The sequence below is a fragment of the Mesorhizobium sp. 1B3 genome, from assembly GCF_050958605.1.
Classification (GTDB): domain Bacteria; phylum Pseudomonadota; class Alphaproteobacteria; order Rhizobiales; family Rhizobiaceae.
In genome coordinates, this window is the sequence record NZ_JBJHDO010000012.1 from 38,959 (window position 1) to 53,535 (window position 14,577).

General features: G+C 63.7%; 15 protein-coding genes. 8 read left to right on the forward strand and 7 right to left on the reverse strand.

The window, feature by feature from the left end:
- Positions 1–113 precede the first annotated feature (113 nt).
- Positions 114–566 (forward strand): Lrp/AsnC ligand binding domain-containing protein, encoded by a 453-nt coding sequence (locus ACCO56_RS26120; RefSeq protein ID WP_433643830.1) that lies wholly within the window; start codon positions 114–116, stop codon positions 564–566.
- Here ACCO56_RS26120 and ACCO56_RS26125 read toward each other — a convergent pair whose 3' ends face one another.
- Positions 567–1,769, reverse strand: coding sequence for a cytochrome-c peroxidase (locus tag ACCO56_RS26125; RefSeq protein WP_433643831.1), 1,203 nt, complete (start codon positions 1,767–1,769; stop codon positions 567–569). It abuts the gene before it with no gap.
- Between the two features lie 5 nt (positions 1,770–1,774).
- The gene (locus ACCO56_RS26130; protein WP_433643832.1) at positions 1,775–2,206 is read right to left on the reverse strand and encodes a FixH family protein; all 432 of its coding nucleotides are present in this window, start codon (positions 2,204–2,206) and stop codon (positions 1,775–1,777) included.
- 132 nt (positions 2,207–2,338) lie between these two features.
- Between ACCO56_RS26130 and ACCO56_RS26135 the strand changes: the two genes are divergently transcribed.
- Positions 2,339–3,262, forward strand: a complete 924-nt coding sequence (locus tag ACCO56_RS26135; RefSeq protein WP_433643833.1) for a sugar kinase — start codon at positions 2,339–2,341, stop codon at positions 3,260–3,262.
- Between the two features lie 142 nt (positions 3,263–3,404).
- Here ACCO56_RS26135 and ACCO56_RS26140 read toward each other — a convergent pair whose 3' ends face one another.
- From ACCO56_RS26140 to ACCO56_RS26155, 4 genes are all read right to left on the reverse strand, one after another.
- A complete protein-coding gene (locus ACCO56_RS26140; protein WP_433643834.1) occupies positions 3,405–4,424 on the reverse strand; it encodes an aldose epimerase family protein in 1,020 nt (339 codons plus the stop codon).
- 13 nt (positions 4,425–4,437) lie between these two features.
- Positions 4,438–5,895 (reverse strand): NAD-dependent succinate-semialdehyde dehydrogenase, encoded by a 1,458-nt coding sequence (locus ACCO56_RS26145; RefSeq protein ID WP_433643835.1) that lies wholly within the window; start codon positions 5,893–5,895, stop codon positions 4,438–4,440.
- 182 nt (positions 5,896–6,077) lie between these two features.
- Positions 6,078–7,028, reverse strand: coding sequence for an AEC family transporter (locus ACCO56_RS26150; RefSeq protein WP_433643836.1), 951 nt, complete (start codon positions 7,026–7,028; stop codon positions 6,078–6,080).
- Between the two features lie 89 nt (positions 7,029–7,117).
- Positions 7,118–7,726: a class I SAM-dependent methyltransferase gene (locus tag ACCO56_RS26155; RefSeq protein WP_433643837.1), complete on the reverse strand. Its 609-nt coding sequence runs from the start codon at positions 7,724–7,726 to the stop codon at positions 7,118–7,120.
- Between the two features lie 197 nt (positions 7,727–7,923).
- Here ACCO56_RS26155 and ACCO56_RS26160 point away from each other — a divergent pair, with 197 nt between their 5' ends.
- The 6 genes from ACCO56_RS26160 to ACCO56_RS26185 all read left to right on the forward strand — a co-directional run bounded on the left by ACCO56_RS26160 (position 7,924) and on the right by ACCO56_RS26185 (position 13,461).
- Entirely contained in the window at positions 7,924–8,478 is a 555-nt protein-coding gene (locus ACCO56_RS26160) for a histidine phosphatase family protein (protein WP_433643838.1), read from the forward strand.
- 171 nt (positions 8,479–8,649) lie between these two features.
- Positions 8,650–8,931, forward strand: coding sequence for an acyl carrier protein (locus ACCO56_RS26165; protein ID WP_433643839.1), 282 nt, complete (start codon positions 8,650–8,652; stop codon positions 8,929–8,931).
- Positions 8,932–8,942: 11 nt separating this feature from the next.
- Positions 8,943–10,133 carry a beta-ketoacyl-ACP synthase gene (locus tag ACCO56_RS26170; RefSeq protein ID WP_433643840.1) on the forward strand — a complete coding sequence of 397 codons (1,191 nt, stop codon included), beginning with the start codon at positions 8,943–8,945 and terminating at the stop codon, positions 10,131–10,133.
- 15 nt (positions 10,134–10,148) lie between these two features.
- Positions 10,149–11,420: a beta-ketoacyl-ACP synthase gene (locus tag ACCO56_RS26175; protein ID WP_433643842.1), complete on the forward strand. Its 1,272-nt coding sequence runs from the start codon at positions 10,149–10,151 to the stop codon at positions 11,418–11,420.
- Between the two features lie 34 nt (positions 11,421–11,454).
- Complete coding sequence (locus ACCO56_RS26180; RefSeq protein WP_433643843.1) at positions 11,455–12,483, forward strand: zinc-binding dehydrogenase; 1,029 nt, start codon at positions 11,455–11,457, stop codon at positions 12,481–12,483.
- 33 nt (positions 12,484–12,516) lie between these two features.
- Complete coding sequence (locus ACCO56_RS26185; RefSeq protein WP_433643844.1) at positions 12,517–13,461, forward strand: lipid A biosynthesis lauroyl acyltransferase; 945 nt, start codon at positions 12,517–12,519, stop codon at positions 13,459–13,461.
- Between the two features lie 17 nt (positions 13,462–13,478).
- Here ACCO56_RS26185 and ACCO56_RS26190 read toward each other — a convergent pair whose 3' ends face one another.
- Positions 13,479–14,384 (reverse strand): dimethyl sulfoxide reductase anchor subunit family protein, encoded by a 906-nt coding sequence (locus tag ACCO56_RS26190; RefSeq protein ID WP_433643845.1) that lies wholly within the window; start codon positions 14,382–14,384, stop codon positions 13,479–13,481.
- Positions 14,385–14,577: the final 193 nt, after the last annotated feature.

Sequence of the window (14,577 nt, forward strand, 5' to 3'; positions counted from 1 at the left end):
ACCAGGGCTCTATATCATGCTCACTCACCCGGCCCTCGACCGAAAATTTGCCGAAAGCAGTTCATTCGTTCCGTGATTTTGGGTATACTTCCGTGAATCGGACTACATCGGCCATGAATTCAGACCAATTGGACCGCATCGATCGCAACATCCTGGCCGCGCTGGCGAGCGACGGGCGACTATCCATGGCCGAACTCGCGCAAAAGGTCGGCCTTTCCAAGACGCCGGTCCAGGCCAGGGTAAAGCGGCTGGAAAGCGAAGGCTTCATTCGAGGCTACTCCGCCCTTATCGACCGCGAGCGCATGGGAGAAGGTCATGTGGCTTTCGTGCAGGTGAAGCTGTCGGACACCCGCTCGGCGGCGCTGGATGCTTTCAATCGCGCGGTCCAGGGGGTCCGGGAAATCGAGCAATGCCACATGATGGCGGCGAGCTTCGACTATCTCTTGAAAATCCGCACGCGCGACATCGCCGCCTACCGCAAGGTGCTGGGCGAGCGGATCTCGTCGCTGCCTCACGTCGCTCAGACATCGACCTTCGTGGCCATGGAGACGGTCAAGGATCGGTAGCTATTCCGAAAGGGTCCCGAGAAAGGCGATCAAGGCCGCGCGCTCGCGGTCGGAGATCCTGAGCGGCGCCAGTTCGGAGCGTCCGTTCGGACTGGCGGGGGCCCGTGCGTAGTGGTCGAGCACCTCATCCAGCGTCGCGAACTGGCCAGAATGCATGTAAGGCGGGCGGGAAGCAGCCCCTCGCAGGGACGGCGTCTTGAAGGCGCGCCGCAGTTCAGGCCCCTTCCCCACCATGAACTTCAGTTCAGTGCAGTCCTCCGGCCGCGCATCGCTGTAGGGGCCGAGGCAATTGAACGGGTCGGCAAGCACCTGCTCTGCGCCCGCTTCACGCCCCGTGTCCTCGGGCAGGCCGGGAGCGGGCGGCACGCCGGTATTGTGGAAATGATCGTCGGTGAAGCGAGGCCCATTATGGCACGTGATACAATTGCCGCGGCCAATGAACAGCCTGAGGCCGTAGATTTCCTGCTCCGTCAGGACGGCATCTCCCTCAGGCTCGCGACCCGCCTTGATCGCTTCGGCGAAACGGTCGAAACGTGTCGGCTCGTGAACTATGCTCCGCTCGAAAGCGGCGATCGCCTTTCCGAGGTTCGAGAATATCCGATCGACCTCGCTGCGCTGCGCGTCGGTCATTCCCGCCCAAGCCGCTTTTTCCCTCGCGTCTCCCAAAGGGCCGGCATTGGCGGGAAGTGCCGAAAGGTCGGGCAAAGGTCCGAAGATGCGCTCGTAGCGCTCCGCAAAAGTGTTGCGGATGAAATGCGCATAGGCCGTGCGGTTGCCGCCATGTTCGCGCGGATCCTCCATCGGCACGAGAGCCTGTGCCCACAGGCTGTCGCGCCGGCCATCCCAGAACAGGAAGGGGGAACGGGCGGCATCGGCGAGCGGCATCGACCTCCGGTCGGTCATGGCCAACCCCACCGACCGAGGCCGGTCGTCCTGGAACTGGCGATCGATCATATGGCAGGTAGCGCAGGCAACGGTGCCGTCGCGGCTCATCCTCTCTTCGAAGAACAAGGTCGCGCCGAAGGCCGCGGCCGATCGCTCATCCGCGAAACGGTTGCTCGGATCGGCAGGCAGCGGGGGCAGAGCGGACAGGGAAAGAGAGGCTATCGCGGTTTTTTCCGCCTCGCTCAACTCGGCAGGCCGACAGGCTGCGCCCAGAAGCGTAAAAGCAAGCAGGAAGCAGATGGTCGAATATCTGCCCATGATCGTCACAGGGCCACGTTGAATACCACCGCGTCGTTTCCCGGCGATGCCGAAATGGCAAACTCCAGCGTCCAATTGCCCGGCATGTTGAAACGCACGCCTTCGATCCTGTAGCGCCCGCCCCCCAGATACGCCGTCGCCTTTGGGGCCGTCGGAAGGCCATGGCCGTGCTGAGGCATACCGCCGCCGATCGCGATCTCGGCGTCTTCTATTGGCTCTCCGTCCGGCGTCGTAAGCGTGAGCACCCAAGCATGCATGACCGCCAGGGCGAGCGGCTCGATTTCGGGAGCAATCTCGACGTGGTAGCGTCCCCCGGCGGTCGTCTTCGAACGTGAAAGATCGAGATCGTCTGGTGGACTCATCAATGCATGGGTGACCGCAAGACCGGCGGCCACCACCATCACGACTGCAGCAATTACGATTACGATCCGCCGCAATTCCCGCTCCTTTCCGATTTGCCCGAACAGCTCGGGTCCCGCAGAACGGACCCAACGTCAAGTCCTTTCGGGCTTGGCCAAGGGATGTCCGCCGTTGTAGAGCGAAACGCAAAACCGGTGGAGGGAATTCCCATGGCAGGAAGCGGCGTGGCGTCGATCGGCGAGTGCATGCTGGAGCTGTCCGGCCGCCGGGAAGACCAGTGGCGCATGGGCTTTGCCGGCGACACCTTCAACACGCTCTGGGCTTTGCGTGCCCTCACGCCCCCTGATCGCGCGGCTGACTACGTGACGGCCTTCGGCGACGACCCGTTTTCTCGCGACCAGATGGCATTCCTCGGAGAGAACGGCATCGGGACCGCCGCAAGCCCGATCATTCCAGGAGCGCGTCCCGGCCTCTACGCGATAAGCCTGACCGGGGCCGAACGCTCCTTCACCTATTGGCGCTCCGACTCTGCCGCCCGCCGTCTGGCGGACGACCCTGCGCGCCTGGAAAAAAGCCTTGAGGATCGGTCACTTATATATTTTTCCGGGATCACTTTGGCAATTCTGGAAAAGGCGGCGCGCCAGACCATGATCGCCGCGGTCGCTGGCGCGCGCCGGGCAGGCGCCCTCATCGCCTTCGATCCGAACTACCGTGCGCGGCTGTGGCCGGACGCGGAGACGGCGCGGCAAGCGATCACCGAGGCTTTCGCGGTCGCCGACATCGCGTTGCCGACCTTTCCCGATGAGCAGGCGCTATTCGGCGACGAGACACCGGAAACCACCGCCAACCGCCTCAAACAGGTTGGAGTGAAGGAGATCGTGGTGAAGAACGGCGACGAGCCCGCATTGGTCACCGCGGGCGCCATCACGGAGATGGTGCCCGCAATGAAGGTGATAGCCATCGACACGACCGGCGCCGGCGACTCCTTCAACGGCGGCTATCTCGCCGGCCGCCTTGCCGGCCGTGACCCCACGGAAGCCGCCCGCTGCGGCCACGCGGTCGCCGCCGCCGTGGTGCAGGTACCCGGCGCGCTGGCGCCTTTCGAAGTACTGCAGGAAGCGTTTGAATTGTGACAGGGCGGCAATAGGGATTGACCCTTTGCAAGCCCCCTTGCATGCCGACACTCTCCCCGTGAAGGCTCGAGCGCGCGCATATTTCCGTTCGAGCGGGCCCGTCACTGTCAAAGACCAGCGCCCCCGGTGGTATCAGATGGGTCTACCCCAGCCTGAACCGATACTCGGTGATCTGCCGGTAGTCCGTGCCGGGGCATAGCGCGGCCTGCGGAAAATATGGGCGGTTGGGCGAATCCGGCCAGACCTGCGGCTCGAGCGCAAAGCCGGCATAGCCGGTATAATGGCGACCTCCCAGGCCGCGCCCCTTCGGCGCCAGCTTGTGGCCGGCATAGAATTGCAGGCCGGGCTCGGTGGTCCAGACCTCCATCTCGACGCCCCACAACGCGCCTTGCGCCCAGGCCGCCTGGCGCAGCGTGGTGCTGCGGCTCGCGGCCAGGCAGAAATTATGGTCGTACGCGACTTGCTCGCCGTTGACTTCCATACGGATCGGCCGGGCATGGCGAAAATCGAAAACGGTGCCGTCGACCGGCTCGACCACGCCGGTCGGGATCAGTTCGTCGTCGACGGGGAGATAAGCTCCCGCCGGCAGCATGAGGCGATGATCGAGCACATTGTTCGATCCGCCGTCGTCCAGATTGAAATAGGAATGGTGCGCGAGATTGCAGAGCGTCGGCTCCTCGGTGGCAGCGGTCAGCTCGATCGACAGCGTGCCGGGGATCTTGAGCCTGTAGGTGCAGGTTGCTTCGAGCGCGCCGGGAAAACCCATGTCGCCATCCGGCGAGTGAAGCGTGAACGTGACGAAATCGGGCCCATGCAGGGCCACTTGCCAGAGCTGCTTTGCGAAACCATGGGCGCCGCCATGCAACGTATGCTTGCCGAGGAAGTTCCTGTCGGCCTGGTGTCGCCTGCCGCCGATAATGAAGCGGCCGCCCTTGATGCGGTTGGCATAGCGCCCGGCAATCGCTCCCATATAGGGCGAATGCGCCGGGTAATCGTCGAAGCGTTCGAAGCCCAGGACGAGCGGCTCCTCATGCCCGGAAAGCCGAAGATCCTGAAGCACCGCGCCCCAGTTCATGGCGGCGGCCTTGAGGCCGCCGCCCTCTATGCGGAAAAGCTGGACGGCATCGCCGTCCGCCGTGATGCCGAAACGCTCGCCCTCCATCTCCCGGGAGCCCTTAGGCCCCGAGACCGCCGATGCAGACGTATTTGGTGTCGAGATAGTCTTCGATACCCTGGTGTCCACCTTCGCGGCCCAGGCCGGATTCCTTGACTCCGCCGAACGGCGCTTCGACCGTGGTGATCAGCCCCTCGTTGACGCCGACCATCCCGTACTTCAGGCCCTCCATCACCCGGAACGCGCGTCCGAGATCAGCGGTATAGAAATAGCAGGCCAGGCCGTATTCCGTGTCGTTGGCAAGCTTGACGGCCTCCTCCTCCGTGGTGAACTTGAACACCGGCGCAACGGGACCGAAGATCTCTTCCTTCATGAAGCGCATCGTCGTTGTGGCGTCGGCGATGACGGTCGGCTCGTAGAAGGAGCCGCCGAGCGCGTGGCGCTTGCCGCCCGTAACGACTTTGCCGCCCTTCGCCCTGGCGTCCTCCACCAGTTCCTCGACTTTCTCGACCGCCTTCTCGTCGATCAGCGGTCCCTGCTGCGTGCCGTCGTCCAGGCCGGAGCCGATCTTCAACTTTTGCGAGGCTTCGGCGAGCTTGGCGACGAACTCGTCATAGATACCCGCCTGGACGAAGAAGCGGTTGGTGCAGACGCATGTCTGGCCGGAATTGCGGTATTTCGCCACCATGGCGCCCTCGACGGCGCGATCGATGTCGGCATCGTCGAAGACGAGGAACGGCGCATTGCCGCCCAGTTCCATGGAGACCTTCTTGACCGTCGAGGCGGATTTCTGGATCAGCACCTTGCCCACCTCGGTCGAACCGGTGAAGGTGATCTTCTTCACCAGAGGATTGGTGCAAAGCTCGTCGCCGATCTCGCCGGCTGCGCCGGTGACGACGTTGACGACACCCTTGGGGAAGCCTGCCTCTTCGGCAAGCGCACCCCAGGCGAGACCCGAATACGGGGTCTGCGAAGCGGGTTTCACGACGACTGTGCAGCCGGCGGCGAGCGCCGGGCCGATCTTGCGCGACAGCATCGAGGATGGGAAATTCCAGGGCGTGATTGCCGCAACCACGCCCGTGGGCTCCTTGGTGACGAGAATGCGCCGATCGGCCCAGGGCGACGGCACGACATCGCCATACGCTCGGCGCCCTTCTTCGGCGAACCACAGCACGTAGGCGGCGGAGATCGCGATCTCGCCTTTCGCCTCGGTGAGCGACTTGCCCTGCTCCATCGTCAGCAATTCGGCAAGCGTCTGCTGATTGTCCATGATGGCATCGTGCAGCTTGCGCAGCAGCTTGTGGCGCTCGAGCACCGAGGTTTTCTTCCAGGTCTGGAAGGCGGCGTCCGCCGCCTCGATGGCGCGGCGGGTCTCGGCCCTGCCGGATTTCGGCACAATGCCGAGCTTGAGACCCGTGGCGGGGTTGATGACGTCGATGGTGGCGCCCGAATCGGCCTGGACCCATTGGCCGTCTATCAGGTTCGCCTGCCGCATATACGGGCTGGTTTTCTGGAGCATTTGTCCGTCTCCCTCCGGCACCTGCTCGGTGCCGGTTTGCTGTTCCATTCTCAAAAGCGCTTGGACGAACGCATTGTTCCAGGTCCGCGCCGCTTTCGCCGGGGCCGAAGCCATGGAGTGTTCTTACCTTACAGGATAAACCTGGATCAATCGCAATGCATTGGGACAAGCAGCGATCGCGGCTAGCCAAACACCATTTGCGCCAGCCAGAGCCAAAAGGCCGTCGTTACGACCGCCGAGGCAGTGGCAATCGTCATCTGGTTTGAAGCCAAGGCCTGGCCGGTTCCGAACTGGATCGCAATCAGATAGGAGTTGATGCCGGAAGGCAGAGCAGCGGTGGCGACCGCCACTTTCGCCGTGAGGGGCGGCAGTTCGAGCAGCCACGCCATGAGAAGAGCAACCGCGGGCATGAGGAACAGCTTCAGGCCCGACAGGACCAACGCCGCCATGACGTTTCCGGAGACGCCGAATTTCACCAGTCCCAGCCCCATGGCGAAGAGCGCAAGCGGTCCCGCTATGCTGGCCAGCGCGTCGACCAAACGTGCCCCGAGGCCAGGCAAGGGAATGCCGGTGAACCGCCAGGCCAGGCCAAGCAGAATGCCCCCGATCAACGGATTGGCGAAGAGTTTCCGCAGGAATTGGCCGACCAGCACCAGCGGACGAAGCTGCTCGTTGCCGTCGCGCCCGAAGATCCCGAACAGGATGATCGAGGCCGCCATCATTGTCGGCAGATGAACCGAGACGATGAGCGACAGGATCTCGACGCCCGGCTGGCCGAAGATGCCGAGCATGAAGGGAATGCCGAGAAGCACGGTGTTGGAGAAGGCAGTTGCCACGCCGCCGACGACCCCGGCCGCTCCATCGCGTCCGAAGATGCGGGTCATCGTCAGGTGACCGGCCGTCCATGCAACGGCCACGGCCGCGAAGTAGGCGGTCCAGAGCGCCCACGGGGCCGCGCCATGGAAGTCGGCCGTGATCATCGTCCGAAAGAGCAGCAGCGGCACGGCGACGCCGACCGCGAACTCCGACAGCGAATCTCCCGTTTCGGCCCGGAGATAGCCGGTCCAGCCGGCAAGATAGCCGAGCGCGACAAGACTGAAGACGAAAAGGACGGTTTCCGTGAGGGCAGACATCAACGGGCTGATAAGCGAGCGAAGGAGGAACCGCAATCTTCGGCACAAGCTTTCCGGCCTCCTGGCATAGAGACTGGGAACCGAACCGCTTACTTCCGGATGACCGGCCGCAGGGAGAATACCGCGCTTGGTTTCGTTGCCGTCCCCCTCGCCTCGCCGACATCGGGCACAGCATATTCGGCGATCTTGTCAAGGCGTTCGAGCGGCAGGAACTCTCGGCCGGGATCTCCGACCAGCACCATGCTTCCGGCGGCCAGGCAGCGATCGAGGAAGCCGAGTACCCGGTCGGCGAGATCTTTCGTATAAAACAGATCTCCGACCAGGACGAGGTCGATATCCAGTGCCGGCCCGTTCGTCAGGTCTTGGTCGATCGTCATGATCACGACACCATTCGCCTCGGCGTTGAGGCGAAGCGCTGCGACGGCATTGGGATCTATCTCCGCAGCCAGCACCTCGGCCGCATCGGACTTGCAGGCAGCAATGCCCACGATGCCGGAGCCGGATCCGAGATCGAGGACACGCCGCCCCCGCACGATCTCCGGCCGATCGAGAACATGGCGGGCAAGGGCCACGCCACCCGCCCAGGGATAAGCCCAGTAGGGGGCACTTCCGTTCCAGGTGAAGCGGCGAAGGCCGCTCGCCGGATGGGCAGTGTAAAGACGGATTTCGGGGAGCGAAGGCACCGCGAGCAGATGCATGCTCCTCCGGATGATGTGCGACGGATCATCGCGTCGGGAGCTTCGCTTGGCTTTTGTGCCCATTATTGCCTTACCCGCCGAACGTGTTGCGTGACAATCCTACCATGCCCGATCACGACCGGCCGCACCGGCCGTTGTGTTGGCTTGTTTTTCCCGATGCTTTCCCGTCCCTATATCCCGACAACCGGAGGAATCGCATGCTTCGACTGGCGGCCGCGCTCATCCTGCTCGTTTCGGCGACGACCGTCCACGCGACCGAAGCCGGCTGGGCGCTTTTGCGCGAAGGTGGTCACGTGGTTCTCCTGCGCCACGCCATGGTGACCGGCAGCGGCGATCCCGCTGGCTTCGACATAGACAAGTGCGCGACGCAACAGAAGCTGTCGGAGCGCGGCAAGCAGCAGGCGCGCAAGATCGGCGCGCTCCTGGCGGCACGCGCCGCGCCGATCGATCGCGTCTTGTCGAGTCGCTATTGTCGCGCGCTGGATACGGCCACCATCGCCTTCGAGGACAACAAGGTCGAACCGTTCGAGCCGCTGGACCTGATCTCGAAAGATCAGGCCAAGGCCGAAGCTCAGAATGCCGCCGTGCGGTCCGAAGTCGAAAACTTTACCGGAGACGGCAATCTGATCCTGGTAACGCACTTGGAGAACATCAAGGCGCTTACCGGAGCGGGCGCGCGCGAAGGAGAGGCGGTGATCGTCGGTCTCGACGGAGAGGCTCTGCGTGTGCTAGCTCGCATCATCTTCAATTGAGAATTTCAATTGAGACTGGGCAGAAACGGAACGATTCTACACAGGCCGAAACCTCCGCGGGAAAGCGCCAGCGTCCCAGCGGCAACAACATTCGCCCTTTTCCTGCCCGGAAAAACCGATTAGAGAGCCGGGCAAATCATGAAGATTCCCCCGGTTTCAGAGGGACACCCCGTGCCATCCACATTCGAACGCGTAGCCAAGATCATTTCCGACACGAGCGAGATCGACATCGAAACGATCACGCCGGAAAGCCACACAATCGACGACCTGGGCATCGACAGCCTCGACTTTCTCGATATCGTCTTTGCCATCGACAAGGAGTTCGGCATCAAGGTCCCGCTCGAGAAGTGGACGCAGAGCGTCAATGACGGCAAGGTCCCGACGGAAGAATATTTCCTCATGAAGAACCTCTGCGCCAAGATCGACGAGCTCGTGGCGGCAAAGGCCGGCTGATTTCCCGAAGCATGAGCGCTCGCGACGTCGTCATCACCGGTATCGGCCTTGTCTCCTCGCTTGGCGAGGGGCTCGACGCCCATTGGGAAAAGCTGTCCTCCGGGACGGCGGCGCCGATTATCGAGGCTGAACGCTACGCACCCTATACGGTCCACCCTCTCCCCGCGATCGACTGGAGCCTGCAGATCGCCAAGCGCGGCGACCAGCGCCAGATGGAGACATGGCAGCGGCTCGGAACCTATGCGGCCGGCCTCGCCCTGGACGATGCCGGCGTCAAGGGCGACGAAGCGCTCTGCTCGACCATGGACATGATCGTGGCGGCCGGCGGCGGAGAGCGCGACGAGCTCGTCGACCAGGCGATTCTCGAGGCCTCCGAGACGAGCGGCGACAGGGAAGTCCTGCTCAACGAGAAGCTGACGACGGAGCTGCGCCCCACACTGTTTCTGGCCCAGCTCTCCAATCTGCTCGCCGGCAACATTTCGATCGTCCACAAGGTCACCGGCTCATCCCGGACCTTCATGGGCGAGGAAGGGGCCGGTGTGGCAGCGGTCGAAACCGCGGCCGCGCGTATCCGTGCCGGCCAGTCGAGCCATGCTCTGGTCGGCGGCGCTTTTCAAACAGAACATTCCGACATGCTGCTCGGTTACGAGCTCGGCGCCTATCTTCATCGCGGCCCTTGGAAACCACTTTGGCAGCGGGCAGGCTCCGAAGGCGGCGGCATCGTCACCGGGTCGGGCGCCGCCTTCCTGGTGCTGGAATCGCGCGAGCATGCCGAGAAGCGCGGACGCAAGATCTACGCGAAGCTCGGGCGGGTAGTTTCGGAAAGGGTGAAGCGGCCCTCGGCCGACCTTGCAGACGCCATCGCCGCAATGCTGGAACAGGTGGAGCTCCCCGACACTCCGCTGCTTGCCATATCCGGCGCATCCGGGGCGCATGCCCCCACGGCCGCGGAAAAGTCCGCGTTTGAAAGGCGGCCGAACATCGTTCCGCGAGGCTTCGCCACCCTGACGGGCCACCTCAAGGAAGCGCAGTTCCCCTTCGCGGTAGCGCTGGCCGCCCTTGCCATCGATCGCCATTCCGCCTACCCGGTGTTCGACGCCACTGGCGAAAAGCCATTCACCGGCGCGCTGGATGCCGTACTTGCAACGGCAATCGGCTATTTCCATTTCGAAGGCATGGCGCTGGTTTCCGCGCCGAGCTGAGAGACGAGGCGCTTCATGGCCAGCATGACGGATCATATGGGACGCAAGGTCGTCGCCGTGACAGGCATCGGCGTCGTTACCTCGCTTGGCGTCGGCAAGAAGGACAATTGGGACGCCCTGACGTCGGGACGGTCCGGCATCCACGCGATCACCCGCTTTCCGATCGACCATCTCAACACCCGGATCGCCGGAACGGTCGATTTCCTGCCAGCCAGCAGTCAGGGGGCCAGCGCCCTCACCTATGAACTCGCGGCCCTTTCCGCCGAAGAAGCGCTCGCGGAGTCGGGCTTCGGCTCCTCCGACTTCAATGGACCGCTTTTCCTCGCCTCTCCTCCCGTCGAGCTCGACTGGAAGGATCGCTTCAAGCTTTACCACGCGGGCAAGGGTATCGAGGGCTATGGCCGCCTGCTCGAAGTGGCACGCAAGCTGAACTCCGCCGAGGTCTTCGGCGCCACGCAATTCGGCACCATCGCCGACAGGCTGGCCGAGCGATTCGGCGCGAGCGGACTTCCAATCACCTTGTCCACGGCATGTGCCTCGGGCGCCACAGCGATCCAGTTGGGTGTCGAAGCGATCCGTCGTGGGGAATGCGACCGCGCGCTTGCCGTCGGCGCCGACGGTTCGGCGACTGCGGAGGCGCTTATCCGGTTCTCCCTGCTGTCGGCCCTGTCGACGCAGAACGACGTGCCGGAAAAGGCGTCGAAACCCTTCTCGAAGGATCGTGACGGTTTTGTCCTTGCGGAAGGCTCTGCTGCCCTGGTGCTGGAATCACTGGACAGCGCTCTGGCGCGCGGCGCCGAAGTGCTCGGCGTCCTCAGCGGGTGCGGCGAACGCGCGGATGATTTCCATCGCACCCGCTCCAAGCCCGATGGTTCGCCAGCGATTGCCGCGGTTCGAGCAGCGCTGGCCGACGCCGGGTTCGCCGAGGACGAGATCGATTACGTGAATGCGCATGGCACGTCGACGCCCGAGAACGACAAGATGGAGCATCTGTCGCTGGCCACCGTCTTCGGCGAGCGGATGCGCACGATCCCCATCTCATCCAACAAATCGATGATCGGCCACACGCTTTCCGCGGCCGGCGCCATCGAAGCCGCCTTCTCGCTGCTGACCATGCGCGAAGGCGTCATCCCGCCAACCATCAATTACGACAATCCGGACCCCGCGATCGAACTCGACGTCGTGCCGAACAAGAAGCGGGCGGCGGATGTTCGCACTGTCATTTCGAACTCTTTCGGCTTCGGTGGCCAGAACGCCTGCCTTGTCATGGCACGCGAACCCGTCTAATTCGCCCGTCCGAAACCGAAAGGAACCGACGCCGATGCGCGCACTGCAGTTGATCGAGGACCGCAGGCTGGAAGCCGTGGACATTGCGCCGCCGCCGCCGCCGGCCGTCGGCGAGGTCACGCTGCGCCTCAAGGCGGTCGCCCTCAATCATATCGATGTCTGGGGCTGGCGCGGCATGGCCTTCGCCAAGCGCAAGTTGCCGCTTGTCATTGGCGCTGAAGCTTCCGGCGAGGTCGACGAGATCGGCCCCGGCGTGACGGGCCTGGTGCCGGGACAGCTCGTTTCGATCTATGGCGCGCGCACCTGCGGGCTGTGCAGGCCCTGCCGGGAAGGCCGCGACAATCTGTGCGAGCACGTTTCCGGCGTCCACGGTTTCCATCTAGACGGCTTCGCGCAGGAAAAGATCAATCTTCCCGCGCGCTTGCTGGTGCCTGCCCCTCCTGGCGTGGACGCGATCGGCGCGGCCGTCGCGCCTGTCACCTTCGGCACGGTCGAGCATATGCTGTTCGACAATGCCCGGCTGGAACCCGGCGAGACGATCCTCGTCCATGCCGGCGGCTCCGGCATCGGCACGGCCGCGATCCAGCTTGCCAAGCGCATGGGCTGCACAGTCATCACCACGGTCGGCTCGAACGACAAGATCGCCAAGGCCGAGGCACTGGGCGCCGACCACGTGATCAACTATCGCGAGGATCGGTTCGAAGGCGTGGTGCGCAAGATCACGAAGAAGAAGGGGGTGGACGTCGTCTTCGAGCATGTCGGCGCCGATACCTGGGCCGGCTCGATGCTGTCGATGAAGCGTGGCGGCCGCCTCGTCACCTGCGGCTCGACCTCCGGCGTGTCCACGTCGATGAACCTGATGCAGCTCTTCCAGCAGCAGTTGAAAATCTTGGGATCCTTCGGCTGCCGCATGGAAAACATGGCGGACGCCATGCAGAAGATGGCCTCCGGCCTCGTGCGGCCGGTCATCGACACGGAAGTGGAGTTCGGTTCCATCGACGCGGCGCTGAAGCGCATGGAAGGCCGCGATGTCTTCGGCAAGATCATCCTGCGCGTTTCCTGATATGATCGGCAGCGATAATCCACGGGGCGGCCGATGAGGCCGCTGACCATCCGCGTTCTCCAGCGACTGAGGACGCTGAACCACTGGATGGTCGCTCAATTCGCCCGGCTGGGGCTCGGCATTCTGCGCCGGTTGCCCCCGGACAAGGCGCTCAATTTCGCTGACCGCTTCGCCCGCAAAGTCGGCCCCTGGTTCGGACGCCATCGTGTGGCGCTCAACAATCTGCGGCTCGCCTATCCCGAGAAGAGCGAAACCGAGATCCAGCAGATCGCCTCCGACATGTGGGGCAACATGGCGCGGTTGGCGGCTGAATATATCTTCATCGAGCAGCTCTTCGACTTCGTGCCCTTCAAGGAGCCGCCGGGCCGGATCGAAGTTTCCGGCATCGAGATCTTCGAGCGCATCGCAGCGGAGAAGAAGCCGCACATCATCTTCACCGGCCATATCGGCAATTTCGAGCTTCTTCCCGTTGCCGCGGCGACCTTCGGCCTGAAGGTCACGGCGATGTTCCGCGCCCCCAACAACCCGTTCATCGCGGAGTATGTGTTCAACACGCGTCAGTCGGCCATGGGCGATCTCCTGGCCTCGCGGGCCGGTGCAGCACTCGCACTGGCACGCATCCTGGAGAATGACGGCAATGTCGGCATGCTGGTCGACCAGAAATTCTCCCATGGCGTACCCACGACCTTCTTCGGCCGGCCCTGCGAGACCAGCCCGCTGGTTCCAAAGCTTGCCCGCCAATTCGAATGCGACGTCTATCCGGCACACTGCGTCCGTCTGCCCGGCAACCGCTTCCGACTGACCTTGCACGAAAAGCTGGACCTGCCGCGCGAAGCCTCGGGACAGGTCGACGTGAACCGCACCACGCAGATGCTGAACGACGTCGTCGAAGGCTGGGTACGGGAAGCCCCGGGCCAATGGATGTGGTTCCACAAGCGCTGGAATATCGCGGGGCCGAAGCGGAAGGGCCGGCGCTAGCCGAGCGCTAGACCGGCTTAGCCGCCATAGTAGTTCATGACCGCATGGCGGGCCGTCGCAAAGAACAGCCAGCGCTCCGCGAGGATACCGACAAGGAAGAGCAGCACCGCTACGGCGCAAAGCAATGTCGGCAGGAAAACGCCGCCAACTGCGACCGCCGCCAGGACGAGCAGCCCCGGGGCAAGCCCGCCCACCACCACCGCGAACCGCTGGAGCTTCGCGGCGTGCTTTCGCGCGACGCGAAAGCCCATTTCATTTGTCAGATAGTTGTCGTTGACGTGAGGGCGCTCGAACAGGCGCACACGCCCGATATACCCGAGCCCGGTCGCGCTCTCAGGCGTCGAAAGAGGCTGGAGAGCCGCGAGGCGATGCCACCACATCCGCTTCACGATCCAGGCGGCTGCAACGAAGACCAGCGATGCCACAAGAATTCCCATCGACAGGGAGAAGAGCCCGGCGAGCAGAAGGCCGCCCGCCGCAGAGAACAGCAGGTAGCATGCCGGCGTGAGCGGGGTGTGCCACGCATCGACCGATTTCAGCGACGCGTAGATCATGGCCGTGCAATAGACCACGACGACGGAAAGCAGCGTGCCCGACAAGGCCGGGATCAGCAAATAGCGTCCCTCGATCACCGAGCCCCATGCCGATACGACGAGCGGCAGGAAGGTCACCACCGCCAGCACGCCCTCGCGCGAAAGCCAACTCGACCGCCACTGTGAGAACGCCCGCCATGCCCGTTGCGGATTGCCGAGGTGAAGCGTCGAGGACGACAGGCCGGCCGCGATCAACGCGAGCGCTAGAACATGGGCAATCCTGGTGGACAGCGCTGCCGGATCAAGCAGGCCAAGCCCGAGAACGGCCGCCAGCCCGTAGCCGAGGCCGGATAGTGTGGTGAAGACGATGATGGAAGGCGCTGGATGCATGATCAGGTAGCTGCGCCTTGGGCAGGTCTTCGCGTCTTCACACCCCCCTCTGTCCTGCCGGACATCTCCCCCTCAAGGGGGGAGATCGGCAGCTGCCTTCTCGGCGCTCCTCTTGCAACATTGCCGATTGTGGACCGCCGTCGCGACAGCCAATCTCCCCCCTTGAGGGGGAGATGTCCGGCAGGACAGAGGG

Coding starts and splice junctions, on each gene's coding strand:
- ACCO56_RS26120 (WP_433643830.1), top strand. CDS start 114: ATGAATTCAGACCAATTGGACCGCATCGATCGCAACATCCTGGCCGCG.
- ACCO56_RS26125 (WP_433643831.1), bottom strand. CDS start 1,769: ATGGGCAGATATTCGACCATCTGCTTCCTGCTTGCTTTTACGCTTCTG.
- ACCO56_RS26135 (WP_433643833.1), top strand. CDS start 2,339: ATGGCAGGAAGCGGCGTGGCGTCGATCGGCGAGTGCATGCTGGAGCTG.
- ACCO56_RS26140 (WP_433643834.1), bottom strand. CDS start 4,424: ATGGAGGGCGAGCGTTTCGGCATCACGGCGGACGGCGATGCCGTCCAG.
- ACCO56_RS26145 (WP_433643835.1), bottom strand. CDS start 5,895: ATGCTCCAGAAAACCAGCCCGTATATGCGGCAGGCGAACCTGATAGAC.
- ACCO56_RS26150 (WP_433643836.1), bottom strand. CDS start 7,028: ATGTCTGCCCTCACGGAAACCGTCCTTTTCGTCTTCAGTCTTGTCGCG.
- ACCO56_RS26155 (WP_433643837.1), bottom strand. CDS start 7,726: ATGCATCTGCTCGCGGTGCCTTCGCTCCCCGAAATCCGTCTTTACACT.
- ACCO56_RS26160 (WP_433643838.1), top strand. CDS start 7,924: ATGCTTCGACTGGCGGCCGCGCTCATCCTGCTCGTTTCGGCGACGACC.
- ACCO56_RS26170 (WP_433643840.1), top strand. CDS start 8,943: ATGAGCGCTCGCGACGTCGTCATCACCGGTATCGGCCTTGTCTCCTCG.
- ACCO56_RS26175 (WP_433643842.1), top strand. CDS start 10,149: ATGGCCAGCATGACGGATCATATGGGACGCAAGGTCGTCGCCGTGACA.
- ACCO56_RS26180 (WP_433643843.1), top strand. CDS start 11,455: ATGCGCGCACTGCAGTTGATCGAGGACCGCAGGCTGGAAGCCGTGGAC.
- ACCO56_RS26185 (WP_433643844.1), top strand. CDS start 12,517: ATGAGGCCGCTGACCATCCGCGTTCTCCAGCGACTGAGGACGCTGAAC.
- ACCO56_RS26190 (WP_433643845.1), bottom strand. CDS start 14,384: ATGCATCCAGCGCCTTCCATCATCGTCTTCACCACACTATCCGGCCTC.